The organism is Glaciecola sp. KUL10 (assembly GCF_003203515.1).
Classification (GTDB): domain Bacteria; phylum Pseudomonadota; class Gammaproteobacteria; order Enterobacterales; family Alteromonadaceae; genus Glaciecola.
In genome coordinates, this window is record NZ_BGNG01000002.1 from 211,910 (window position 1) to 238,436 (window position 26,527).

Here is a 26,527-nt window from a genome sequence, read left to right on the forward strand (position 1 = left end):
GTATTAACAAAGGCGCGGCAATGAATAAACCCACCTATATACACTATGGTGCCGAAGTGTCACTTTTTAGTGGCAAAACCAGAGCTTATTTGCGATACAAAGGAATTCCTTTTGAGGAACATAAGGCTTCTGCAAAGGTAGTTAGAGAGCTTCTATATCCCAACACAGGTGTGCGAGTGATCCCCGTATTAAAGACGCCTGAAAATGAGTTTGTTCAAGATACAACCGAGATCATAGATTACTTGGAACAAAGATTCACAGACAGTTCAGTTTATCCTAAAAATCCTAGTGTCAAGCTTGCAGCGCTTTTATTAGAATTATTTGCAGATGAGTGGCTATTGCTTCCTGCAATGCACTATCGTTGGTTTTATAAGAAGCGTCACCTGTGGTTCGTTTTAAAGGAGTTTGGTGCAAACGGAGTGCCTCATTGGCCTAAATTCATTCAGCCTTTATTTGGGGTTTTGCCAGCTTTGTATTTTGGCAAAATGTTTGGCCCCGTCCTTGGCGTTAGTAAACGTAACTATAAAGCGATAGAGCTTTGGTATGAATCGTTTTTATCACAGCTTGATATGCATTTTCAGAAGTATGATTTTTTACTTGGTAACTCACCTTGTATTGCTGATTTTGGATTTATTGGACCTCTTTATGCGCATTTATATCGAGATCCATATTCAGGCGAATTGATGCGGAGCAAAGCACCAAATGTTGCGCTATGGGTCGAAAGAATGAATCAACTTAGTCCAGAGCAGGCAAACTTGGGATTTGTGGATAGTGTGCCATCTACGCTCACGCCGATATTTGAACGAATGTTTAAGGAGCAATTCCCTGTTTTGAAAGAAACTATAGAGCGAGTTGCCTCAAGAATCTCAACTCACCCAACGGCAAAGTTGCCACGATTCTTAGGAAAATTTGAGTTCTCAATTGGCAACAGCAAAGAAACAAGGCTTATTAATTCTTATGCGCAATGGATGCTCCAGCGACCAGTCAACTTTTATCAAAGTCTGGATACTCAGCATTTGCAAGCAGTAAATGGGTGGTTGCAGAGTGTGGGCGGGCAAGAAAGTATGAACATAAAAATTACTACTCAACTTATTCGTAAGCGCAATTTGTTGTACCCCAAAAAGGCGTAGTGAAGCAATATTGCCAAACTTAAGTTATATTATGTTTTTATATCTAAGTTATCGCAGTCTAGACGTATTCATAAGGTCAAAAACTTTGTAGTATTAATCAAAGTTAAATTTTCAAGGCATGGATGGATAGTTCAAGTTTACCCGCTCAGTTGTCAGATACTTTTGGTCGAAGATTCGAATATCTCCGGCTGTCAATCACTGACGTTTGTAATTTTAAATGTCAGTATTGCCTTCCAGATGGGTATGAATGTAACACACCCACAGACTTTCTATCGCTCGAAGAAATAAGCACCACTGTTAACGCGTTTGCATTAATGGGCACAAAAAAAGTTCGAATCACGGGGGGAGAGCCTGCTTTACGAAAAGATCTTTTGGATATCATCAAACTGGTTGCGAGTGTTGAAAAAATCCAACAAGTGGCCATCACAACTAATGGCTACAACTTGGATAGACAAGTAGAGAAATGGGCAGATGCCGGATTGACGAATTTAAACGTGAGCATAGATTCGCTCGATGCAACTCAGTTCAAATTAATCACAGGTGATGGTCGCTTGCAAAATATTTTGACGGGCATAGAAAAAGCGATAGATTTGGGCCTTAATGTGAAAGTGAACGCTGTTTTATTAAAATCATTTACACAAAAACAACTCAATCAATTCTTATACTGGATCAAAGATAAATCTATTTCCATGCGCTTTATAGAGCTAATGCAGACAGGAGATAATCTTTCATTTTTTTGAGAGAGAGCACTTTTCAGGGGAGTCTGTAAAACAAGTATTGCTTTCACAAAAATGGACAGAAAAACCAAGGGATCAATTATCAGGCCCCGCGAAAATATTTACCCATCCAGAATACAAAGGCAACATTGGCTTAATCATGCCGTACTCTAAAAATTTCTGTGACAATTGTAATAGACTTCGGATTTCGGCGATTGGTAAGTTGCATTTGTGTCTGTTTGCAGAAAATGGCATCGATCTGAGGTCAACGATGAAAACGAAAAACGCATTTTTGTTAGCCAGCGAAATAGCCGGATGTTTATCTGACAAGCAAAAAACACATGACCTACTAGAGGGTAATACGGGTGCAACTACCCATCTAGCGATGTTAGGGGGCTAGTAAAGTGTCTCCATCAAGTGCAAGCACATTATTAAATGCTAGCGCCAGTGCTATGCTTGAGGTTGATTTTAATGGCTATATTTTGCAAGCAACCGACCCAATCGAAACAATTTTCGGCTATCAACCTGCAGAAATAGTGGGTAAGCATATCAATGTTTTGTTGCCTCATGAATTTCGTGAAAGACATTCAAAGGTGTTAGAGACTTATTTTACCAACCCTGAAGCTCGAAATATGGGAGAAGGAAACTCATTCCCTGGTTTACATAAAGATCAGAGTAGTATAAATATCAGTATTGGCTTGTCATTACTCCATGGTGAGCAGAGCACTGTAGTGGTCACCATCACTGAGTCTAATCGCTTACAAAGTCTTAAAGAGACACTCGCCAAGTCAAAGTCACTTGCTGCCACGCGATTAAAAGACAACACTCGTTTAACAACAATGTCTGAAACTTCTGATTCGGCAGTCCTTATCTTAAACGAAGACTTTACGATTGGGTGGGTTAACGGAGCTTTCATCAAGCATCTTGGATACGACAATCATGAGGTCATAAAAAAGCATCCTCTGTTTTGCTTGCACAAAGGCAACGATCCGTACGAAGTTAAAGGTTTTACCGATGCATTAGCGTCCACCTTCTCATTCAACGGTAAGCTTGCATTAAAGACAAAAGATGAAGAGAAAAAGTGGTTTAACGTCCACCTACATCCTTCGTTCGAGGGTTTCTCGTCGGTAGGGTTTGTCATGAACCTATATGATGTAACACGAGAGATTGAGTTAGAACACGCCTTAAAACAAAACCAAGAAACGCTAGAAACGGTCGCTCGACTTTCGAAACTAGGGACTTGGGAGTTAGATATCATTAATCAGAAGCTCACATGGTCTCGACAGGTATATAATATTCATGAAATTCCTTTTGGCACGTTTGTCGAGGTCGATTCTGCAATCAATTATTACGCACCACAGGCTCGCCCTATTATCCGTGAGGCTGTCGAAAACGGAATCGCAACAGGTCAGCATTGGGATCTAGAGCTGCCCTTTATTACTGCAAAAGACAGGCATATTTGGGTAAGAACAGTAGGTTATGCTGAATATGAAAATGGCGAAGCAGTGAGGCTGAAAGGGGCTTTTCAAGACATCACTGACTTAAAAGTTGCTGTTGAAAATGCAAATAAGGCCAATGCTGCCAAGAGTGCCTTTCTTGCCAATATGAGCCATGAAATACGTACACCCATTAACGGTGTGATCGGAATGGGCGAGTTGTTACTCAATTCAGATTTAAATAGTACGCAGTTTAATTATGCGAATTTGGTCAAGCAAAGCGCAGAATCTTTGCTCCACATTGTCAATGACGTGCTTGATTACTCAAAGATTGAGGCTGGCAAGGTATCCATCGTTCCTACGGAATTTGATTTACGATACTTGATTGCCAATAAAACGGCTTTGCATGAGCATGCTGCGAAAATGAAGGGAATAAATTTTTCTACGTTTATAGATGAACGAATAGGAAGTTCGGTTTACGGAGACTCTCAGCGCATTGAGCAAGTGATTACTAATCTTTGTGCAAACGCAATAAAATTTACCGACACCGGCGAAGTGATACTGAAGATTGAATATCTTGAAAAAGGAGCCCTTCGTTATAGCGTTTCCGATACTGGGATTGGTATTGATTCAGATAAAATTCCAATGCTGTTTAAAAAGTTTGAACAATTAGATTCTTCGTTTTCCCGCAAGTACGGTGGGACGGGTCTTGGACTGACTATTTGTCAGCAGTTAGTCGAATTGATGGATGGTAAAATTGGTGTCATTAGTGAGAAGGGGAAGGGTTCGCAGTTTTGGTTTGAACTCCCTATCGTCGAGAATAAAGGGGAATCTAGATCCTTAAAAGAGAAAGTAGAACTGCCAGCTGTACTTGTGCTCACGCATGAAGCTGCTTTGATCGATACCTGGCAAACGTTGAGCGAACAACACGACTTTGAAATGCTAGTGTTAACGCAAGCACAAATCGTGATCGAAATGCTTGTCAGCTCAAAACACTGGGAATATATAGTCGTATATGAAGGTGATTATGGCTTAGATAACAAACTGATACTGGCATCAATTTCAAGAAAGTTGGGTGCGAGTCAGAAGCTGTTTTTCATTGGCGACGAGTCGCTGGTGAAAGAGATCAAATCGCCGATCAAGCATATTGCTATCGATAAGCTAGTAAAGCAATCAAGTATGCAGATATCACAAGATGATATTCCTTTGTCTGATGCATACTTAACGGCTCGTTATCTGTCATATGTCTATGCAAAAGATAGTGTGACTGACAAGCCGAGTTTATCGGGTGTGAGTATTCTGGTTGCTGAAGATAATGATATTAATCAGGCTGTCTTTGAGGCTATGTTAGAAAAATACAGTGCCTCTATACACTTCGCCATGAACGGTCAGGAAGCATTAGATTTTATTCGTAGTGGAGAACATATTGATTTGATTTTGATGGATTGCCAAATGCCCATCATGGATGGGTTTGAGGCAACCCGAACAATCAGAAATTTTGACAATCATGCACTTAAAAATATACCAATTATTGCAGCAACTGCTCATGGGCATGCGGGTGATGTACAACGATGCTTTCAAGTCGGAATGAACGATTATTTAATCAAGCCTTTCAATCAAGAACAACTTTACAAAGTGATTCGCCGCAATCTATGAAACTGAGCTACCGACACAAATGGTACCATTTCATTTGGCGATGGTTGTATAGTCTGGTTTTACTAGCATTAAGCCCTATATTTTTAATTAAATTGTTTTCAAAAAAAGCTGATAGCAGCAGCTTAGAGTGGCACAAGAATCGTCAGCGTTTTGGTATTTATCCAAAAAATTTCAAGCCAAATGGATTGCTCATTCACTGCGTATCAATGGGTGAAGTCAATGCAGCTGAAGGGGTTGTTAGGGGCTTGATTAAGTCACATCCAAGTATACCCATTACGCTTACTTGCACTTCAATTACTGGCGCACAACAAGCCGTGCGATTGTATGGTAATTTAGTTCAACATGCGTTCTTACCTATCGATTTTCCACTTTTCAATCATTTAATGTTAACTCGATTACAGCCTAAGGGCTTGATCATTACTGAAGTTGAAGTTTGGCCAAACCTTGTACACCAATGTTATGTACACAAGATTCCTAAAATACTAATTAATGCGCGAATGACATCGCGCTCTTTGACGAATTATAAAAAACTAGCATTTCTTTACAGGCCCACACTACGAAAATTCGACGCAATATGTGCCCAAGGTCAGCTCGATTTTGAAAACTTCATCAATTTAGGTGTTTACAAACGCCAATTACACTTGAGCAATAACTTAAAATTTGACTTAACCGCGAGTGTGGAAGATGAAGGTAAGGCTAACATGTTTGCAGAGACTTTTGGTGTTGAGAATAGAACTGTTTTACTTGGTGCTTCGACTCATGAAGGAGAAGAAAAGGCACTTCTCAAGGTATTCAAAAAGCTCAAATGCACACATGATGATCTGCTATTGATATTGGTTCCTCGTTACCCTCACAGATTTGAAGAAGTAGCTATACTAGTCAATGCAATGGGCTTTCAATCAACCACAGTAAGTGCAAAAAATACTGAAAAGCACAACGATGTTATCGTCGTCGATCAAATGGGAATGTTAAAAGCGATGTACCGTGTTTCTACATTGTGTTTTGTTGGCGGAAGTCTTGTCGACAGGGGGGGGCACAACCCTCTAGAAGCTGCTTTGTACCACGTTCCAATATGCATGGGGCCAAGTACATTTAATAATCCATTGATCGTTAGCGCTCTTACAAAGGCACAAGCGTTGGACATTGTAAATGATGAAGACTCCCTTTTTAATTCATTAGATACGCTTTTGAACGACCTTATTGAGGCGCAGGCTAGGGGAGAGAAGGGTCATAAAGTCATTGAAAGTAATGCTGGTGCCACTCAAAAAACCTTGGCCATTATCGAAGAATCGATTGCTTAAGTCTTGTTTGTGTTTACCTTTCGGCGACCAAAAATAGCCATCCATGCACTTCCTTCAAGAAGGAAACCCAAGATAACAAGAATAAAGGCCCCTGATTTAATGCCCATTGAGTAAAATGTAATTGCTGCAAAGATAAGCGCTAAAAAAACTGCAAACCTAACAAAACCATTGCGTAACATGAGGCAACCCTACGAAATATGTGCGTCATCATAACTTATTAACTTTTCGGAATATTAGCAATTCATTAAATGTAAGTAATTATTTTAGAGTGAAGCAAATAAAGACACATACCATGGTATATATCTATATTAGGTGCCGCTAATCAAATACATGTAGAATGTAAAAGACGCTTAGGGCTAGAATTTATGAGTAACAAGACAACTATATTCGAGTTATCTTAAGCGCTAATCTCGGCTAATATGTCAAACACATGAAGTGTACTTAGTGCGTTTTGTTAAATTAAAGGAATGAAATCTGGTCAATGCAACGGTCTATTGCTAGTTTCTTGTTAGTATTTTTCTTGAGCACTGCTTTTGCCGCTCTTTGCATGACCGTTGTTAGCTGGGTTGGAATACAACAAGTTAAGGGCGAGCAACTACGTTTCTCTGAGCGTTATTTGGCAAAACTTGCAGAAATAAGTACTGAAACAACTTCCACTTTGACTCGCTTAAACCGCTCGCCAAACGTTGAATGCAACAAAGAATTTTTAATCTTCTTGCGACAAATCATGTTCCAATCTACCTACATAAAAGATATAGGATATTTTTATGATGGGAAAGTTCAGTGTACAACCGGTCTTGGCATAATTGACGGCGTAATTGAAGAACCCTCTCCTGATTTTATCACTAGTCGTGGATTTGCAATTTGGACAAACTCAGAGCTTGAATTATTTCAAAAAGATTACTCGGCGTTTGCTACCAAGTTAAATCGTTTCAATATTATTACTGACCAAAATGATGTCGCTATTGAAGGTATGGCTCCCTATCGTTACCAACTTGTCTATAGTGAAAACGGTGATTTTTTCCCCATGCTGGGTGAAAGTAACCTTTATCAAAATCTAATTCGTGGCGATTTGAGTTTAGGTATGACTCGATTTGGTGTCACCCTATGTGATCAAAAATTCCCGTTTTGTATCGCGACAGTCACGGACATATTTAGTTTTATAACCACCAAAGTTGTGATGTTGTGGTTTTTGTTCTTTGTGTTGTTTTGGTTTATCGGATTTCTTATTCTTTCAAGAGTGTTTGAGTGGTATTTTTCTGTACCTCAACGGGTTAGAAGGGGACTAAAAACGGGAGCATATTACCCTTTATTTCAACCTATAGTATGCCTTTACACTGGTCGCATTATAGGCTGTGAGATGCTAGCCCGCTTTAAAGACTCAAAAGGGGTATTGTATCCGGATGAATTTATACCCATGATTTCAAAGCTGAAATTGACAAAACGTTTCACTGCGCAGTTGATGTCACGATCTTTAAGTATTTTGGATAAAGAATCAAATATCCCCACAAACTTTAAAGTTAATTTTAATGTTTTTCCGTGTGATATTAATGAACAAAATGTCGAAGAAGCCATTCGAATGGGACTTTTAAAGAGTCGATTTGCGATATGCTTTGAGCTGACTGAAGACGAGGCGCTTGATAATGCTCAGGCGCTTAGCAATATTGATGTACTGCGTGAGCAAGGCGTGCAGGTAGCAATTGATGATTTTGGTACTGGCTATGCAAACCTTGGACAGTTGCAAAAGTTTAAGTTTGACACACTGAAAATCGATCGTTCTTTTGTCATTTCACTAGAAGAAAAAAGTGTGAAATCTACCTTAATCCCATATATCGTTTCATTAGCAAAACAGCTAGAAGTAGAGATCGTCGCAGAAGGCATAGAGACACGCCGACAACAGCAAGCACTCTTGGACTTTGGCGTTGCGCAAGGGCAGGGGTGGTTGTTTGGTAAACCAATGCCCGCCCAAGCTTTAGCTAGCCTCTTAAAAGGACAAAAAGAGCTTAATATATGAAGCGTTTACGAAAATACCAAAGTTTTGTGCTGATGGATAATCACACGTTCTTCTAGGTGGTAACGCAGACCATTTGCCAGTGCATTGACTTCGCATCGTTTGCCTTTTCTAACCATATCAAGTGCGGAGTCGCTATGACTGATGCGCATTACTTCTTGTTCTATGATTGGCCCCTCATCCAAGTCAGATGTAACATAATGACATGTAGCGCCTATCAATTTAACGCCCCTATCATATGCTTGCTTATATGGCTTAGCGCCTGCGAATGAGGGTAAGAAGCTGTGATGGATATTGATAATCTTCCCTGCCAATTTTTGACATAAATAGTCTGGAATAATCTGCATGAAGCGCGCAAGCACCGTTAGTTCAATTTCATAGTCTTCTAACAGCTTTTCAATCTTTTCAAAAGCAGCAGCTTTGTCTGAAAAATCGACCAAGTAAAACGGGATCTTATACCAATCCGCGTATTGCTTCATTTCTTCGTGATTAGCAATGATACAAGGAATGTCACACTGAAGTTCGCCGGTGTGCCAACGATGAAGTACATCATTGAGACAATGAGATTCTTTGCTGGCTAAAAGCGCTACTTTCGCCTTTTTGCTAGAGTCACTTAGTCTCCATTTCATGTCATATTGTTGCGCAAGTTGGGCAAACTCTTTACTAAAATTGTGATAGTCGAGCTGTAATGAATCTGCTGCTATTTCATGACGCATGAAAAAGCGGTTAACCGCCAAATCAGTATGATGACTGGCTTCTAATATATTCGCATCGTGTTGAGATAAGAATTGCGATACGGCAGCTACCAGACCAGTTTGATCTGGGCAATCAATGACGAGGCGAAATGTTTGCTTCACGTTATATCCTTTTATTTGTTGCTTAGTCATTATTCGTCTGACCAAGAAATAATCTACTTTTCAGAAAAGTCGATATAAGACTACAGTATTATATACTTATTCAAGAGACTCAGTTATGCCAGCGTATATTGAAAAGGCAATAAAGGCTTATTGCGACGAGCATCAAACTTCATGCGCAAGGGACACTGCAAAACAAGTATTATTAGAAGCCGGATTTACTCACAATGATCTTGCAAACCTACTCACTTCTGATTGTGATGAGTATAACCTTTATCTTTTTGCCGCCTAATAAATAAAACGACTTATTTATTTGTATCGTTAGTTGTTAGCCCGCAACTCGTCAAAAAATCATGACCGAGATCAATAGATATTGGTTTTTCCTAGTATTTTATTATTTCTCCTACCAAGGTCGCATTACTGTCATTTTTCTATTAGATTATAACTGACCGTTATTCGGTTTGATTAATCATTTTAATAAGGAAGTGTCAAAAATGGCAAAAGTAGCATTAGTAACGGGCGGAACTCGCGGTATCGGTGAAGCCATCTGTAACACACTCAAGAATAAAGGCTATAAAGTTGTCGCGAATTACGGTGGTAACGATCAAAAAGCGCAAGAGTTTACTGAAAGAACGGGTATACCAGCTGTTAAATTTGATGTATCAGATTTCGAAGCTACACAAACTGCGATCCAACAGATTGAAGTAGATTTTGGTCCAGTGGAAGTGCTTATTAACAACGCGGGTATTACGCGCGACGGTACAATGCATAGAATGTCATTTGATAACTGGGACGCAGTTATACAGACTAACTTAGCGTCTTGCTTTAATACTTGTAAGGCGGTTATTGACGGTATGCGCGCTCGTAATTTTGGTCGTATTATCAATGTTGGTTCTGTCAACGGACAAGCAGGTCAGTATGGCCAAGTAAACTATGCTGCGGCAAAATCAGGCATTCATGGTTTTACCAAAGCACTTGCACTTGAAGGTGCTGGTAAAGGTATTACAGTCAATGCAATTGCACCAGGATATGTCGATACTGACATGGTTCGTGCTGTCCCAGAAGATGTACTTGCTAAAATTATTAAAACTATTCCTGTTGGGCGTTTGGGTAAACCTGAAGATATTGCAAATGCAGTAGCCTTTCTAATTGATGACGAATCTGGTTTTATAACGGGTTCAACGCTCTCAATTAATGGCGGTCAACATATGTACTAGGCGTTTGACGCAAAAAAGGAGCTTATAGCTCCTTTTTTATTAGGTATACCTAGCGCAACAAATATTCGGGTTAGTTACGATCGGCACCCATTATAGCGTTGAGCGTTTCTGGAGATGGAAAGCCATCTGCAATCAATCCATTCGCTGCTTGAAACTCCCTAATACCTGCACGTGTGCTAGGGCCAATTATTCCATCGGCTCCGCCTACATCGAAACCTGATTTATTTAATGCCCGTTGCATGTTTGCCATTTCAGCAATGCTGTACCTAGGCAATTCAGGTAAAGGCTTACTTAAACCTACACCTCCTGCAATTTGTGTCGCTAATTGGCCAACCGCAATGCCATAAAACTCTGAGTTATTCCAACGTAAAATTATTTTAAAGTTATGATATGCGATAAATGCTGGTCCTTTGTGTCCCGCGGGAACCAGCAGTTTTGCGGGGATATCTAAATTACCTAAACTGCTGCCATCTGTTTTCGCGATTCCCATGTCTGACCATTCATTTAAAGAACGATATTGCTTATTGGCTTGTGTGAAATCAAAGTTGTTTGGCAATATGACTTCTCTTCCCCATCGCAAACCAGGTTTCCATCCAAGTTTCCAAAGAAAGTTAGCTGCTGAGGCAAGTGCATCTTTTTCGCTATTCCAAAGGTCAATTTGATCATCACCGTCGCCATCAATTGCATAATTCGTATAAGCTGTAGGCATAAATTGCGTATGCCCCATTGCGCCAGCCCATGAGCCTTGCATGTTTTGTTTGCTTAAACCTTGAGAATCCATCAATTTTAGAGCAAGCAACAACTCGTTAGTGAAGTAATCGCTACGACGGTAGTCACACGCAAGCGTTGCTAGTGAATCAAGCGTTGACATTTTACCTTTGTAGCCGCCAAAGTTTGTTTCTAATCCCCAAAAAGATAGTAAGTAGTGGCCAGGTATTCCATAAGTTTTAGTCAACTCTCGTAAAAAGTCTTTGTGCTTTACAAGCATTTCTCGACCTTTGTTTATTCTCCAATCATTCACTCTTTTGCTGAAGTAATTGGGGAAAGTGGTGACGAATTCTGGTTGACTACTGTCTAACTCGATGACGCGTTTCACAAAGGATAAACTTGGAATCTCATCTCTAATTCGCTCATCGGAGACACCGGCTTCTTTAGCTTTAACTGCAAGCTCAGATAGGCACTGGGCAAATCCAGCTTGATTGTCACTAATGCGCTTCGCTAATTTCTCGGGTGTCATTGCTTGTAATGACAGTGAAAAGAAAGTGATGCCGATAGACACCAGAACGGTTTTGTTCATTGTCCAATTTAGGGTTCCTAGAAAGGCTTGTTTCATTCCATTTTTACCTGATGTTATAGGGTACGTAAGGAGCGTCATTGATATGGCATTGATTATAACCCCAAGACCACTGCAACGTGTTGTTTTATTTGACTGTAAAAACAAAAAAAGTGCCATTGCGAGGCACTTTTTATTTCACTAAATTTGACGTCGATAAGTCAATTAGCAATATTTATCGATAAATTCAGTCACGAGTGGACGGATATTTTTACGATACATTGACCCGCTGAATATTCCATAGTGACCTGCGCCAGGCTGAACGTGATGTTTTCTCATTTGCTTTGGTATATTCACACAAAGATCTTGAGCCGCCTCTGTTTGCCCAATTCCACAAATGTCGTCTTCAGCACCCTCAACTGTTAGCAAGGCTGTTTTTTCAATCGCAGAGAAATCTACTTTTTTGCCTTTGTAGGTAATCGTTTGGTTTGCAATTTCATTATTTTTAAAAACACGCTCAATGGTTTCTAGATAAAATTCAGCAGGCATATCCAATACAGCCATGTATTCGTCGTAAAACGCTCTAAACCTATCTGCATCCTCTTTTTCACCAAATAGAAGATTCTGAAAGTAAGTTGCATGCTTTTTCAGGTGAGTTTGTTTGTTCATTGAAATAAACCCACCGAGTTGCATGAACCCTGGATAGACTTTTCGACCTGTGCCCGCGTACCCAAAGGGAACTTCCATGATGGCTACATTTTCGAACCAGGACATAGGTTTTTGATGAGAAAACTCGTTAACGCGAGTCGGGTTTTTCGTGGTGTCTAATGGACCGGCCATTAAGGTTAATGTTCTTGGTATGTTCGGGTTGTTTTCTTGTGACATCACGGCGGTCGCAATCAGTGCTTGCACCGTAGGCTGGCAAATAGCGATCATATGTGTATCGCCGCCTAAATGGTTCATGAACTCAATCAAATATTCAACGTAACAATCAAATGAAAATGGACCTGCTTCTAACGGAACCTCCCTAGCATCAGCCCAATCAGTGATATAAATTTCATGGTTTGGTAAGAGCGCTTCTACTGTTCCCTTTAACAGCGTTGCATGATGTCCAGAAAGAGGCGCAACAAGTAATACCTTATCATGCCCAACATGTCCCATTTTGTTAAAATGTACAAGGTTGCAAAAGGGCTTGTTTAGCACAACGTCTTCGCGTACTTGATAAGTCGAATCTTCTATTTGAACATTGTTAATGTCAAAGCCTAGCTTATCATAGCGCTGGGTTACTCGAATGGCAGTCTCTAGCGTAGCACTGGCAATACGGCCACTCCACGTGTAAGAGAATGGATTGGCGGGATGGGAAATAACATCGTTGACAAGATTAAAGCTTTCGCTCAGTAGCTGACCACTACGTGCAAAATAGTCATACGTTTGGTAATTCATGTTTTCTCCTAAATCCAAGACGAAAAAAAACTTCAATCAAAATAGCACCCTAGTCCGTGATGATTGAAGTTTTAAAAACTTATAAAGGTATATAAGCTAATACAGGGTGTCGCGAGCAACACCACGTGGAGCTATTTTGCAGCGGCAGCAGCTGCAACTTTACTTGTAATTTCTTCGCTCATGCCTTTCATCACTTCAGTTGCTTTTGCTTGCGCGCCAGAGACTAATGTGTAAGTTTCTTTGGCAGCGTCAGTGACGGTTGCTTGCAATGACTCGAAGTAAGCTTTTTGAGCTTCAGCAAGGCTCATAACGTCTTTTTGTTGGCTTGCAGTTTCAGCAAAACTTGCGCCTTCAGAAAGAAGTGTTGAAAACAAAGTATTTTGCTTTTCAGCTAATGTTTGTAATGTTGTCATGTTCAATGTTGCTAGTTCAGTAACAGGCTTCATTGACTCTTTCAATTGCTCATTTAATTGTTCAAACATGTGGTATCTCCAGATTTACGGTAAAGGTATTATTAAAAACTAATTTGATTAAACAGATGTTTTCGGTTTTGCACTTGCTTTAACTGGTGCAGTAGCTTTGATTTCTTCTGCGCTCAAGGTCGCAACAGGCTTGCTTGCCGCCTTCGTTGCCGGCTTAGGTGCTGCTTTAGTCGTTGTTTTTGGAGCAGCTTTTTTAGTAGGCGTTTTGCTTGTTGTCTTCGTTGCCGCAGGCTTAGCAGCTACCGGTTTTACTTCAGATTTTGCTGCTGTTTTAGGTGCTGCTTTCGGCGCTGCTTTTGTAGCTGTAGGTTTCGATTTTGTTGGTGCCTTCTTTGGCGCTGCTTTTTTAGGGGCACTTTTTGGTTTTACTACAGCTGGCTTTGTTTGTTGAGCAGCTTGTTCAGCAACGTCTTTTGTTACTTCTGATGCTGTTTCGAACGATTGCTTTATAACTGCTGTGTATTCTTGTCCCATGTCATTTAGTGTGGAGTAAGTCGTTTTTGACACGCTAGTCATCCTGTCTCTAAATGATTGTGCAAACATGCTTTGAGCAGCCAGCAAACCTTTAAGTTCCGATTGTTCTGCACATGAGTCCATTAACTTGAGGCTGTCATTGATCACACCAGAGAAAAGCTCAGTTTGTTGCACTGACATTTTTTCAATTAATTTTGCATTAGCAGCAAACAGTGAGTTTGCCGGAACAGTTGTCTTTTTGAACTGGTCTTGAAATTTACCAAACATGGTTTGCTCCTTGACTTCATTTACAATTAACTTAGTTGAACACTGGTGTTGTTTAGCTAAACTTGCATCATTTAACAAGCTAATTTGCTGCGCTGCAACATCGAATATGTGTAAATAATAGCCAATATGGAGTTAAGGTCAAGATTTATTTTGTTGCAGTGCAACAAAAAATTGATTTAAATCAGGTTTGAAAGGTTTGGAATTTTTTAAGTATTTGTATTTAAAGGTTATTTTTCTTTTTTTGTGAAGTTCCAAACAGACATATTTTGTTCCATCATTTTTGAAAACACAGTCATGGGTGAGTTATCGACCATATTCTTAACCATACTTTGCACTTTATCTTGTTGTTCGATGAACTGAACAAGACTTTGTTCCAGATACTGCCTTACAAAAACTTCCATTTCGCTATCATAAAATCTTATCAGTTGTTTGAGTAAAGCATCTGTTAGTAGGCTTTGATGCTCATTTGATTCGGATTCGGCAATGATTTGTAACAATACAGACTTAGTAATGTCGGCATCAGACTTTGAATCAATAATTTTAAATTCAAGACGATCATTGATTAAACGCTTGATAAATTCCAAATTTACGTACTTGCTTTGCGTCGTATCGTACATTCTTCTATTTGGATATTTTTTGATGATAATCAATTTAGATGCTCTTGATGATGAAGACGAATAAAGAATACAACATGAATTAATACTTGGCTATCTTGCAGTTCGTTTCAATTTGCTTTTCCGATTGAAACAATCGTTTTTCTTCAAAATACTTTTTCTAAAACCTTTTCTATACTTCTTTTACTGCATCGAGTAACGAGCTGTTTACGATTATTTGACAATAAGTTTACAAGGGTTCGTTCGATGTTATTAGACGGTGATAAGAATTGATCTTAGTGAATCTTATATAAGGTAAAAACCAATGAATAAAAAACGACTATTTAAAGCTACTCTCGTATCCTGCTTTGTAACTCTTGCTTTGAGTGCAGGTCAAGCCTTTGCTGAAACAGCTGAAATATCCAAGCCCAAAGGCGCTATGGGCACTGGCGCAACCAAGGCTTTTCAAGCTAAATCTAATCAGTTTTGGTGGCCAGATCAATTAGACTTGCACGCGCTTCGTGACCATGATGGTCGCTCAAATCCTTACGGTGCTGACTTCAACTATGCAGAAGCATTCAGCAAGTTAGACCTGCAAGCGGTTAAAAAAGACTTAGACGCTTTATTAACGGATTCTCAAGACTGGTGGCCAGCAGATTGGGGAAATTACGGTCCGTTCTTTATCAGGTTGACTTGGCATAGCGCCGGTACTTATCGCACTTTAGATGGCCGTGGTGGCGCTGGCGGTGGTCAAATGCGTTTTGATCCGCTTAACAGTTGGCCTGACAACGGCAACTTGGATAAAGCTCGTCGTTTATTGTGGCCCTTAAAGATGAAATACGGAGAAGCGCTTTCTTGGTCTGACTTAATGGTATTAGCGGGTAATGTTGCGTTAGAAAACATGGGGTTTAAGACTTACGGATTTGCGGGTGGACGCCCTGACGATTGGGAACCAGACATGGTGTACTGGGGGCCAGAGGTTGAAATGCTTGCATCAGATCGTGAAGAGAAAGACGGTAAGTTACAACGTCCACTAGGCGCTACACACATGGGCTTGATCTATGTTAATCCAGAGGGACCACGCGGTGTGCCCGACCCAGTAGGTTCGGCAAAAAATATTCGCGTTGCCTTTGGGCGAATGGCGATGAATGATGAAGAGACATTGGCTTTGATTGCTGGTGGTCATACATTCGGCAAAATGCACGGCGCCCACAAACCAAAAGACTGTGTTGGCCCAGAGCCAGCAGGCGCACCGATTGAAGAACAAGGCTTGGGTTGGAAAAACACCTGTGGCAAAGGGCATTCAGAAGATACCGTCACCAGTGGTTTAGAAGGTGCGTGGACACAAGCACCTACCCGTTGGACCTCACTTTACTTAAGCAATCTACTTAATTTTGAGTGGAAGCAAACCAGAAGCCCAGCCGGTGCGATTCAATGGATCCCGACTGATGAGTCTATGCAGAAAGTCGTGCCTGATGCGCATATTGAGGGTAAATTTAATCCACCTGTGATGACAACTGCTGACTTAGCGCTTAAATTTGACCCTGAGTATCGCAAAATTGCAGAACGCTTTTTAGCTGACCCAGAAGAATACCGACTAGCCTTTGCGAAGGCATGGTACAAACTGACGCACCGCGATATGGGGCCTACGTTTAACTATCTGGGCAACGAGTTACCTGATGAGATTCATATTTGGCAAGACCCTATTTCGGAAGATACTCAGTCAGACTTAGACGCCAAGGACATAGACAAACTCAAAGCTGAAATTTTAGATAGTGGCTTGAGTGTACAAGAATTGGTGCGCACTGCTTGGGCATCAGCTGCTAGTTACCGTCATTCAGATATGCGCGGCGGTGCAAATGGTGCCAGATTAGCGCTCTCGCCTCAGAAGGATTGGGAAGTAAATAACCCAGCGGAAACAGCAAAAGTCATCGCTAAATTAAAAGAGATTCAAGATGGTTTTAATAGAGGCTTGTTCAACAGTGACAAAGTGTCGTTGGCCGATCTTATCGTTCTGGGGGGCGCTGCAGCCATTGAAAAAGCGGCAAAAGATGCAGGTTTTGAAGTCACAGTGCCGTTTACAGCAGGTAGAGGCGATGCCACTCAAGCGCAAACAGATGTGAACTCATTTAATTTGCTTAAGCTCACTGCAGACGGGTTTAGAAACTACTTCAATGTTGAAGAAAGTTATAAGTCACCTACCGAAATGTTAGTGGATAAAGCTGATCAACTTGACTTATCTATCCCTGAAATGACAGCACTAGTAGGCGGTTTAAGAGCCCTTGATGCGAATCACTCAGGTAATAAACACGGTGTTTTGACCGACAAGCCTGGTGCGCTTAGCAACGATTTTTTTGTTAACTTACTAGACATGTCTACAAAGTGGGAAAAAGCTGAGCAAGATGGTGTATACAATGGCTTAAACCGCGCGACAGGTGCACAAAAATGGACTGCTACATCAGTAGATCTTATCTTTGGGTCAAATTCTGAGCTTAGAGCTGTTGCAGAAGTTTATGCCTACGATACGTCAAAGCAAAAATTTGTAGATGATTTTGTTAAGGCATGGGTGAAGGTGATGAATTTGGATCGTCAGCCCAACGTTTAGCGAAAGCAATCATTTCAGAACCTATAAAAATTCCCGCTTATTGCGGGAATTTTTTAATCTGTAAGCTTCAGCATTTACTAAAATCGTAGCGTTTGCCAAACCATAAAATGATCTGATGAACTGGCTCGATCTTTAACTAGTCTATGCAGATCATCATTTTTGGTCGGCCAAAAAACACCGTTATCAATAATTTCAAATCCGCTTGAAGGCATCACGTAATCAACTCTCGCTGCCCAACTGGCGGTATGAAAATCTGCGTAAACATTGTCTGGCCGGTTTTCTCGACCCGCACGACTTGCTGGAATTTTACTTTCGTTTACTCTTTTGGAAGTGATCAATTGATGTAATGCATGCTGTTTATCTTCAATTCTATCGGGGGATGCATTTAAATCACCTAAAATAACGAATTCAGCCTTTTCATTCAGGCCGCCTTTTATACATCGATCATCGTATATATAGCTAGCCTGCTTCGGTGAGACATAGTCTAACCAAAAGCGGATCTCGTCGTGATTGCGTTTACCATTTCGATCTTCATCGCCATCAAAAACAGGAGGTGTGGGGTGACTGGCTAATACATGGACAGTCTTGTTATTTATCTTAATCGGCACATCCCAGTGCGATTTTGAAGAAAGCCTTAGGTTTGCCCATTCAAGTTCGTCATAAAAAGGAAGGTTAGTTTCTGGATCAATAGGCTTCAAAGCATTTGGCATATCAGACCACAAAAAGCGCTGAAAAGTACGTATCTCTTTCTGAACAATTGGATATTTAGAGAGTAAAACCATGCCATAGTGCCCATGGTATAGACCGAACCCGTGAGCATCAGCACCAAAACCTTCAGCTTTGCCGTTATTGTCTAAATCGAAAGTAGTGGGTAATCCCGTGTTGGATTGTGCGTAAAAATAATATGGGAAATCAATTGCTTCTGCGCCATTTTGAGACTTATTCAAATAGTTTTTGATAAACGCCTCGACACCTTTTTTAGGATTATCGATGTAGTCAAATTCATTTAAAAGGATAATGTCTGGTTGGATGCGTTGAATGATCTCGGCGATGTTTTTAATTTGCTGATGATTTCCAGATTGAAGGTGTTTCATCAACAAAACAGGGCCTTTGCTTAGTTGTTGCGCAGACTGGTTTTCGTCTGCACTGCTGTAGTTTCTTGCTTCCATGCTGACATTGAAACTCGCAATCTTCACCGTATTTGACACAGCTCTTTCCGGTGATCCTTTTGGTAGAAGTGAGCAGCCGAGCAAAATCAAAATACTGAATAACAAGGTGCAAAATTTTAATGCCACGTTAGCTAGTGCTTTGTTCATTCTTAATTACCTTTGACTATTATCGGTCTATTAAATGTGCTTGAAATTTTCCGAATTTGATTATATTTGGGATGTTATAATATAACAAACTCTGCAATTTACGAGTTCTAGTCAACGATATGAGTGAAATTAAGATCGACGCCAGTCTGGCGACCAGAGCTTGAAGTACTTACATCAAATCGCGGTGTAAAAATCTGTGTAAACATTGTCTGTTTGGTTTTCTCGAACCGCCCATAAATGTGACTTAACTGAGTGCCTTTTCATAAATTCCTTTAAAGGAATCAATAACCATTTTTTGCTGACGGTGAACTAAGCTTTTGTATACCACATGAGATTTCATTCTGACCCTAGATTCACGAGCAATATCTTGATAATCAACACAGCCTTTCAAGTATTGTGGCGCCCAAGTTTTTGTATATGAATCAAGTTTTTTAATATTCTTGTTCACCGCGACAAAGGGGTTGCCATAACTCATTGATATAATCGCACCATGCAATGATGTGCCTATGAATAATTTAGCATGCGCAATAGCAGCTGTTACATCATCAATATGATCATGCTTAAGACGGAAGACGGGAAAATCAGCATGTTCTTCAATCCACTCTACAACTTTCATATCGTCATGCCCAGGGCAGTTTCCGATACTTAATAGTCCAATTGGCATACCAAAAAACTTATGTACTTCTCTCAGCTTTCGTAAAATAGTCTGTAAGTTAGGCTTCGATTTTTGATAGCCAAATTGTGCGCAAATATAATCATGCTCAACAGGCCTTTTTAGGTGCTCTCGCGGCCGAATCTCGCTGTACAGCATTGCTGAGTCAGGAAGTATTGGCGCATCTAATCCCATTTTGTTCTTCAAGAGGATTCTTGTTCTCTTATCTCGAACGGTTAAATAAGCAGATTCCTCAAGCGCATCCTGCATTAATGCACTTTTTTTCTTGTCTAAGGGAACCGAGCCACCGACTGCATGATAGAAAACGCGATTATTCGCAAGTGTTTCGGGGTTGGAAATAACAAAAGGAAAAGGTTCTCGCGCTAGATTAAATTTGTAATAAAGTTTTGAGCGTAATTTATTAGCTTTGAAGCGTTCAAATAAACGCACAAAACGTTCGTTGATAAATGCTAGTAGTTGCGTCCATTCAGAATTAACCACTTGTCCACCGGCAATCAAAATGTTCGATTTAATTGGCATTTTATTTGGGGCAAGAAAAACAGAATAGTCTTGCGTTGGCAGCGCGCCAATTTCAGATAAATCAGATTCTATTATTGCTACATTGTTAAACTCGCAAGGGCCACAGGATTCGAGCGCGTATTTTGCAACCAACGGAAAGAGTAGATCTCCATAATTATAGCGATCACTTGCAGCGACACAGTAGAAACGGGGTAAAGACATGAATTTTTTGTTTCCTAAACAACAAAGGCTAGATTAAGCAGCAGCTTACAAAGTGAAAGCTGCAAAGATGACAAGAGTATACCTAATTCTAGAATAATTTCTGCTAGTTTGAATGTTCAAATTACTACCGATTGGAGAGGTGCTATTCTAAACGCTTTTTCACGTAAGACCCAGGAGCATCCATAATTGAAGGTAACTCAGGATGCTCACCTGGGACAGGTGGTTTGATTTTCTTGCCTGATGTGCCTTCCATCCACTGGTGCCAATCCGGCCACCATGAGCCTTTATTCTCAATCGCACCCGCTTGCCATTCTTCAGGTGTTTCTGGCAATTCGTCATTTGTCCAATGCGGGTATTTTCCACCTTTTGTTGGGTTGATAACGCCTGCCAAATGCCCTGACCCCGCGAGTACAAAGCGCACTGGCCCTTGAATCAGTTTTGTGCCCTCATAAGCACCCTGCCAAAGCACGATATGGTCAGCGACAGTCGATAAGAAATAAGTGGGCACATCGATATTTCTAAAGTCTATCGGTACACCATCAATTGAAACGGTGCCAGCATCTTTTAATACGTTATCCCAATAGGTCAGTTTTAAGTACTGTTTCAAGCAACTTGCGGTTATGTTTGTTGAGTCACTATTCCAATAAAGAATATCGAAAGGTGCGGGATCTTTGCCTTTTAAATAATTATCAATAAAAAATGACCAAAATAGGCTGTTTTCACGAAGTAGACTGAAACTCATGCCAATGATTCGGCCATCAAAAACACCTTTAACATCGGCATTTTGTTCTATTAACGGCATCATTTCCTCACTGAAATAGTTGCCTACTTCGCCAGGCTGGTTGAAGTCTAATAGAGTCGTAAGCAAAGTCAGGGACGCAATCGATTCATCACCGATAGCTCGAAGATAAGCTACGGTAGTTGAAAGAAGTGTTCCACCTACACAAAAACCCGTTGCGTTAACTTTGGGTTGTCCAGTGACTGTTTTGATTTGTTCTAAGGCGGCTAAGGGGCCTTTTCGCATGTAATCGACAAAGTTATTGTCGGCCAACTCAGCATCTGGATTTACCCAAGAAATGATAAAAGTTGAATAGCCGTCATCGAGCAGACCTTTGACCAGTGATTTCTTTTCATCTAAATCCATCACATAATATTTATTGATAAACGGTGGCACAACCAATACTGGTGTTTCGAAGCATTTTGATTGCGTAGGTTGATAATGAATAAGTTGGATAAGTTCGTTTTGATAAATAACTTTACCGGGTGTCGTCGCGAGATTCTCTCCTATTTCAAAGGCGGAAGAATCAGTTTGCCTCATTTTAAAGGCTTCTAGAGGACTTTGTTCTAAGTCCTCTAAAAAGTTCTGCATACCTTTAACCAAGTTTTGCCCTTGGCTATTAATTATTTCCTCACATACTTCCGGATTGGTGAGTACAAAGTTGGAAGGCGAGAGTGAATTGACGTATTGACGAGTGAAAAACTGTGCTTTTTCTTTTTCTTTTTCGTCTTCAAATTCTATGGCGTCTATCATTCCTCCCATCATCTTTGCATTGATTAGGTAAGATTCTTTGATGTAGTTAAAAACTGGGTTTTCTTCCCACTCATTGTGTGAAAAACGACGGTCCTTGCTTTTTGTTGCACTTTTGTTTTCAAGCTTTTCCCCCATCATTGCGCGCGATGCTTGCTGCCACAGGTCGCTTTGCTCCTGCATGTACTGCATCTGGTGTTGAATAAGTTTATTAGGATCAACTTTGACATTGCCTTCGAGTAATTTACTTAGTTTACTCGGATCAAACATCGATGATGGAACTTGCCCCGCGTCTTTCGACATCCCACGAAGCAGTATTTCCTTCGCGAATTCGTTAAACACGCTTGCGTACTTTTCAATATATTGTAATACCTGTGTGTCGTCCGTACCCATGGTGATTCCCTAGATGCCTTTTGTGAACTTTTAGATTAAGATCATGCCTAATGAAAATCCACCTTTTTAGACCAAGGTACTAGGTTTTCATCATTTTATGCCCTTTAAAAAACATGGGCATCGCATAAATACTCGCTACAGAGAACACTATAATTTGAAAATATTACAAACATTATTATCGCTTTTGTTAACTCCGTTCAGATGGATAAAACGTCATTTTTTCAAGTTATTTGTGGTTGCCAGCGTGGGACTTTGTGGCTACTTGGTCTTTTTAGATGCTCACGTAAAAAAGCGCTTCGAGGGTAATAAGTGGGAAGTACCTGTTCAGGTTTATGCTAGACCCTTGCTGCTAAACATCGATCAGGAAATTAGTATTCAAGAACTGAAAGATGAACTTGATTTGCTAGGTTATCGCAGAGTGCCAAGCGTTGAGCAGACAGGAGAGTTTAGCCAGTATGCAGGCCAAATAGAAATAAAAAGAAGGGCATTTCATTTCCCTGGACAAGACGAAGACCACAAACATTTAATGATTACATGGGATAGCAACCGGATCAAAACCATTCGCAATCTTGATACCCGAAGATCCATGCAGCAAGTCCGACTCGAACCTTGGTTGGTTGCCCGTATGGTCAATGGGCTTGAAGAAGATCGCATGTTGGTGTCTAACGACGATATACCCGTTTTATTGAAGCAGGCTTTGATTACGGTAGAGGACCGAGATTTTTATCAGCACTTTGGCGTTGCACCGTTGTCAATAGCGCGCGCATTAGTTGCGAATCTAACTGCCGGCCGAACTGTTCAAGGTGGCAGTACGCTTACTCAGCAACTTGCTAAAAACTTTTTTCTCACCAGAGAGCGATCTTACACAAGAAAGTTAAAAGAAGCGTTAATGGCATTGGTGATTGATTTTAGGTATTCCAAAGAGGAGATTCTTCATGCTTACATCAATGAGGTGTTTCTTGGGCAAAACGGCGCAGTTGCGGTGCATGGCTTTGGTTTAGCCAGTCATTTTTACTTTAATAAACCTCTGCCTGAGTTAACGGTACCAGAAATTGCGACCTTGGTCGGTATGGTGAAAGGGCCATCTTACTACCACCCAAAGCGTCAACACATTCGAGCTATTGAACGGCGAAATTTAGTTTTACGTTTATTATTCGAGGCAGAACAGCTCACCAAAAATGAATATCAAGTTTATGTTAATCAACCACTTAAAACGACAAAAAATATTAGCTTAGCCAGTGGAAAACATCCTGCGTTTATGCAAAAAGTGAGACAGGAACTCACACAAGTAGTGGGGGATGACGATGCGCTGATGTCAGGAATTAAGGTGTTTACGACACTTGATATCAACGCTCAACGCCGAGCTGAGCAAGCACTAAGGCAACAGGTCGATAAAATATCCAAAGCGCGAAACAAGCCCAAGTTAGAAGGGGCGATGGTCGTCAGTGATATAAAGACTGGCGGTATACGAGCAATCGTGGGAGGTAAACAAACACAATATGCAGGTTTTAACCGAGCGTTAAACGCCCAACGCCCAATTGGATCCTTGGTTAAGCCAGCAGTGTATTTAACCGCATTAGAGGACCCTGCTAATTACAACCTTGCGACCTTGCTGGAAGACAAGCCTGTCAAAATGAAAAGTACAGGTGGTCAATTATGGGAACCACTAAATGCAGATAAGAAATTTAGGGGGCAGGTGCCGCTAATTGATGCCATCACCAAGTCGTATAATGTACCCAGTGTAAAATTAGGTATGACAGTAGGCTTAGGTGAAGTTGCATATACACTTCAACGATTAGGTGTTAATGCGAGCATAAAACAGGTGCCTGCACTGACCTTAGGCGCGCTTGATCTGTCTCCATTACAGGTCAACCAAATGTACCAAACAATTGCGAACAATGGACTTATGACAGAATTGCACTCTTTGAGTGCGGTGAGTACACACGACGATATTCTACTTTGGCAAAGGCAGTTGTTGTCTGAACAAAGAAGTAGTGCACCGGCTGCATATCTCATTAATTACGCATTGCACAAAGTGACACTAGACGGTACTGCAAAACAAATAAAACGAAGCTTTCCTTCTATCAATATGGCAGGTAAAACAGGCACAACGAATGATTATAGGGATTCTTGGTTTGCTGGCTTTGATCGCAATTTAGTGACCAGTATATGGATGGGGGCGGATGATAATACTCAAGTAGGTCTATCTGGTGCTAGCGGCGCAATGCAAGTCTTTATTGCGTTTCAAAAGCAACAATCACCTAAGAACCTCTCAAGACGATTTCCAGCCGAACTCGGCATCGCTCATTTTGATAAGGCGACAGGTAGTCTGTCTGCACCCGGATGTGGTGATATTATGAGCGTTCCTGCAATTTTGAGTGCACTTCCCGCAACATCTAAACCTTGCGCCGGTCAAAAAGCAACCCCCGAATTAAAACCCAAAAAGAAATCGTTTTGGGAAAAGTTATTTGGTTAGCGAAAATTATACTTTAGCAACAAACCTTTTCTGCATTACTTCATCGGGTATCTAACCCTTTCATTTGAATCTAACTCTTCATGGTGCTAGGTGTGTGTTTTATTTTGGTGCGCCACTCCAGTTTTGCACATTAATGGTGCGATAAATTGTATCAAATTGTTTCCTGGAATCGCTAATTGTATGAATTATATGGATTTATAAATCTGGCACTGGTTTTGTATTACTTCGGCATCGGGAACAAAAATAATTACTTAAGTAACTAGGAGCTACACATGAAATTAGTGACAGCAATCATCAAGCCATTCAAGCTAGATGATGTCAGAGAAGCAATTTCAGAGATCGGCATCGATGGATTAACCGTGACTGAAGTAAAAGGTTTTGGCCGCCAAAAAGGCCATACAGAGCTATATCGTGGTGCGGAATATCAAGTTGATTTTCTTCCGAAAGTGAAACTTGAAATTGCGGTACAGGACGACCAAGTTGAGCGTTTAGTAGAAGCCATCGTTGCAGCTGCTAAAACAGGTAAAATCGGTGACGGTAAAGTATTCGTCTACGACTTAGAGCAAGCCGTACGCATTCGTACTGGCGAAGCTGATACAGAAGCACTTTAGGTCGATTTTAGGAATACTGGAGAACAATCATGGAAATCACTTTTGAATTAGGGTACGCACTAGATACCTTTTACTTTTTAATCTGCGGCGCACTAGTAATGTGGATGGCGGCAGGTTTCTCAATGTTAGAAGCGGGTCTTGTACGCGCAAAAAACACCACTGAAATCTTAACTAAAAACATCGCGCTATATGCAATCGCTTGTATCATGTACATGGTATGTGGTTACAGCATCATGTATGGCGGCGGTGAATTCACTCTGTTCCTTAGCGGAATTACAGGTGACGGCGCAACAGGCGTAGCTGAAGATCCAGCGACATACGCGCCTTCTGCTGACTTCTTCTTCCAAGTTGTATTCGTAGCAACAGCAATGTCAATCGTATCTGGTGCGGTTGCTGAGCGTATGAAGCTTTGGGCTTTCCTAGCGTTCGCAGTTGTTATGTGTGGTTTCATCTACCCAATGCAAGGTGCTTGGACTTGGGGCGGTGCAGCTGTATTTGGTATGTACACGCTTGGCGACCTAGGTTTCTCTGACTTTGCAGGTTCTGGTATCGTTCACATGGCAGGTGCTTCAGCAGCGCTAGCTGGCGTGCTTGTTCTTGGAGCTCGTAAAGGCAAATACACCGCTGATGGCAAAATCAACGCTATCCCAGGTGCAAATTTACCACTCGCTGCACTAGGTACATTCATCTTATGGATGGGTTGGTTCGGATTCAACGGCGGTTCTGTTTTAGCAACAGCATCTGTTGAAAGTGCAAACTCAGTTGCAGTTGTATTCATGAATACTAACGCTGCAGCAGCAGGCGGTACAGTAGCAGCTCTACTATTAGCTCGCGTATTGTTTGGTAAAGCTGACTTAACAATGGCATTGAACGGCGCATTGGCTGGTCTAGTTGCAATCACTGCTGAACCTTCTACTCCAACTCCACTACAAGCAACTATCTTTGGTGCACTTGGTGGCGTATTAGTCGTATTCAGTATCACAACGCTTGATAAGCTTAAAATTGATGATCCAGTAGGTGCTATCTCTGTTCACGGTGTTGTTGGTCTTCTTGGTCTATTGCTTGTACCACTAACTAACGAAGGTGCTAAGTTCTCTGGTCAGCTAATTGGCGCAGTGACTATCTTTGTATGGGTATTCGCAGTGAGTATGGTTGTTTGGTTAGCACTTAAAGCTGTCATGGGCGTAAGAGTTAGCGAAGAAGAAGAGTTCGAAGGTGTGGATATGGCTGAGTGTGGTCTTGAAGCTTACCCTGACTTTACAAGCAACCGTTCGTAAATAGGTTTGTGTGTGTAACAGGCTGGTTCATAATAAAAGCAATAAAGAATCAGCCTGCTTTTACAACTCCGAAGC

General features: G+C 40.9%; 20 protein-coding genes and 1 pseudogene. 11 read left to right on the top strand and 10 right to left on the bottom strand.

The window, feature by feature from the left end; translation table 11 throughout:
* Window positions 1-20: 20 nt before the first annotated feature.
* The 4 genes and pseudogenes from KUL10_RS04855 (at window position 21) to KUL10_RS04870 (ending at window position 6,239) form a co-directional block, all read left to right on the top strand.
* The gene (locus KUL10_RS04855; protein WP_110427782.1) at window positions 21-1,130 is read left to right on the top strand and encodes a glutathione S-transferase family protein; all 1,110 of its coding nucleotides are present in this window, start codon (window positions 21-23) and stop codon (window positions 1,128-1,130) included.
* Window positions 1,131-1,252: 122 nt separating this feature from the next.
* A pseudogene (gene moaA / locus KUL10_RS04860) lies at window positions 1,253-2,246 on the top strand (GTP 3',8-cyclase MoaA).
* 4 nt (window positions 2,247-2,250) lie between these two features.
* Complete coding sequence (locus KUL10_RS04865) at window positions 2,251-4,938, top strand: PAS domain-containing hybrid sensor histidine kinase/response regulator (protein ID WP_110427783.1); 2,688 nt, start codon at window positions 2,251-2,253, stop codon at window positions 4,936-4,938.
* Entirely contained in the window at window positions 4,935-6,239 is a 1,305-nt protein-coding gene (locus KUL10_RS04870; protein ID WP_233499708.1) for a 3-deoxy-D-manno-octulosonic acid transferase, read from the top strand. The genes KUL10_RS04865 and KUL10_RS04870 overlap by 4 nt, the downstream gene beginning before the upstream one ends.
* Here KUL10_RS04870 and KUL10_RS04875 read toward each other — a convergent pair.
* A complete protein-coding gene (locus KUL10_RS04875; RefSeq protein ID WP_110427784.1) occupies window positions 6,236-6,418 on the bottom strand; it encodes a hypothetical protein in 183 nt (60 codons plus the stop codon). The two genes, KUL10_RS04870 and KUL10_RS04875, sit on opposite strands and share 4 nt — an antisense overlap.
* Window positions 6,419-6,720: 302 nt before the next feature.
* Here KUL10_RS04875 and KUL10_RS04880 point away from each other — a divergent pair, with 302 nt between their 5' ends.
* Window positions 6,721-8,253, top strand: a complete 1,533-nt coding sequence (locus KUL10_RS04880; protein WP_110427785.1) for an EAL domain-containing protein — start codon at window positions 6,721-6,723, stop codon at window positions 8,251-8,253.
* A gap of 5 nt (window positions 8,254-8,258) precedes the next feature.
* Here KUL10_RS04880 and purU read toward each other — a convergent pair whose 3' ends face one another.
* Window positions 8,259-9,107, bottom strand: a complete 849-nt coding sequence (gene purU, locus KUL10_RS04885) for a formyltetrahydrofolate deformylase (RefSeq protein WP_110427786.1) — start codon at window positions 9,105-9,107, stop codon at window positions 8,259-8,261.
* A 115-nt stretch (window positions 9,108-9,222) separates the two neighbouring features.
* On the opposite strand from purU, the gene KUL10_RS18600 reads away from it, so the two are divergent.
* Complete coding sequence (locus tag KUL10_RS18600) at window positions 9,223-9,396, top strand: hypothetical protein (protein WP_158525319.1); 174 nt, start codon at window positions 9,223-9,225, stop codon at window positions 9,394-9,396.
* 202 nt (window positions 9,397-9,598) lie between these two features.
* Window positions 9,599-10,321 carry an acetoacetyl-CoA reductase gene (gene phbB / locus KUL10_RS04890; protein ID WP_110427787.1) on the top strand — a complete coding sequence of 241 codons (723 nt, stop codon included), beginning with the start codon at window positions 9,599-9,601 and terminating at the stop codon, window positions 10,319-10,321.
* Between the two features lie 70 nt (window positions 10,322-10,391).
* Here phbB and KUL10_RS04895 read toward each other — a convergent pair whose 3' ends face one another.
* From KUL10_RS04895 to phaR, 5 genes are all read right to left on the bottom strand, one after another.
* On the bottom strand, window positions 10,392-11,558 hold the full coding sequence (locus KUL10_RS04895) for a lytic murein transglycosylase (protein WP_233499728.1): 1,167 nt from the start codon (window positions 11,556-11,558) through the stop codon (window positions 10,392-10,394).
* A gap of 261 nt (window positions 11,559-11,819) precedes the next feature.
* Window positions 11,820-13,037: a polyhydroxyalkanoate depolymerase gene (locus KUL10_RS04900; protein ID WP_110427788.1), complete on the bottom strand. Its 1,218-nt coding sequence runs from the start codon at window positions 13,035-13,037 to the stop codon at window positions 11,820-11,822.
* Between the two features lie 131 nt (window positions 13,038-13,168).
* Window positions 13,169-13,519: a phasin family protein gene (locus KUL10_RS04905; RefSeq protein WP_110427789.1), complete on the bottom strand. Its 351-nt coding sequence runs from the start codon at window positions 13,517-13,519 to the stop codon at window positions 13,169-13,171.
* 48 nt (window positions 13,520-13,567) lie between these two features.
* The gene (locus KUL10_RS04910; RefSeq protein ID WP_110427790.1) at window positions 13,568-14,260 is read right to left on the bottom strand and encodes a phasin family protein; all 693 of its coding nucleotides are present in this window, start codon (window positions 14,258-14,260) and stop codon (window positions 13,568-13,570) included.
* Between the two features lie 227 nt (window positions 14,261-14,487).
* Complete coding sequence (gene phaR, locus KUL10_RS04915; RefSeq protein WP_110427791.1) at window positions 14,488-14,910, bottom strand: polyhydroxyalkanoate synthesis repressor PhaR; 423 nt, start codon at window positions 14,908-14,910, stop codon at window positions 14,488-14,490.
* A 268-nt stretch (window positions 14,911-15,178) separates the two neighbouring features.
* Between phaR and katG the strand changes: the two genes are divergently transcribed.
* Window positions 15,179-17,458, top strand: coding sequence for a catalase/peroxidase HPI (katG, locus tag KUL10_RS04920; protein ID WP_110427792.1), 2,280 nt, complete (start codon window positions 15,179-15,181; stop codon window positions 17,456-17,458).
* A 77-nt stretch (window positions 17,459-17,535) separates the two neighbouring features.
* Here katG and KUL10_RS04925 read toward each other — a convergent pair whose 3' ends face one another.
* The 3 genes from KUL10_RS04925 to phaC all read right to left on the bottom strand — a co-directional run bounded on the left by KUL10_RS04925 (window position 17,536) and on the right by phaC (window position 22,088).
* Window positions 17,536-18,774 (bottom strand): endonuclease/exonuclease/phosphatase family protein, encoded by a 1,239-nt coding sequence (locus tag KUL10_RS04925; RefSeq protein ID WP_110427793.1) that lies wholly within the window; start codon window positions 18,772-18,774, stop codon window positions 17,536-17,538.
* Window positions 18,775-19,018: 244 nt separating this feature from the next.
* Window positions 19,019-20,167 carry a polysaccharide pyruvyl transferase family protein gene (locus KUL10_RS04930; protein ID WP_110427794.1) on the bottom strand — a complete coding sequence of 383 codons (1,149 nt, stop codon included), beginning with the start codon at window positions 20,165-20,167 and terminating at the stop codon, window positions 19,019-19,021.
* A gap of 142 nt (window positions 20,168-20,309) precedes the next feature.
* The gene (gene phaC / locus KUL10_RS04935; RefSeq protein WP_110427795.1) at window positions 20,310-22,088 is read right to left on the bottom strand and encodes a class I poly(R)-hydroxyalkanoic acid synthase; all 1,779 of its coding nucleotides are present in this window, start codon (window positions 22,086-22,088) and stop codon (window positions 20,310-20,312) included.
* A 97-nt stretch (window positions 22,089-22,185) separates the two neighbouring features.
* Between phaC and mrcB the strand changes: the two genes are divergently transcribed.
* The 3 genes from mrcB (at window position 22,186) to KUL10_RS04950 (ending at window position 26,452) form a co-directional block, all read left to right on the top strand.
* Window positions 22,186-24,564, top strand: a complete 2,379-nt coding sequence (mrcB, locus tag KUL10_RS04940) for a penicillin-binding protein 1B (protein WP_110427796.1) — start codon at window positions 22,186-22,188, stop codon at window positions 24,562-24,564.
* Window positions 24,565-24,836: 272 nt separating this feature from the next.
* The gene (glnK, locus tag KUL10_RS04945) at window positions 24,837-25,175 is read left to right on the top strand and encodes a P-II family nitrogen regulator (RefSeq protein ID WP_110427797.1); all 339 of its coding nucleotides are present in this window, start codon (window positions 24,837-24,839) and stop codon (window positions 25,173-25,175) included.
* Between the two features lie 29 nt (window positions 25,176-25,204).
* Window positions 25,205-26,452, top strand: a complete 1,248-nt coding sequence (locus KUL10_RS04950; RefSeq protein ID WP_110427798.1) for an ammonium transporter — start codon at window positions 25,205-25,207, stop codon at window positions 26,450-26,452.
* Window positions 26,453-26,527 lie beyond the last annotated feature (75 nt).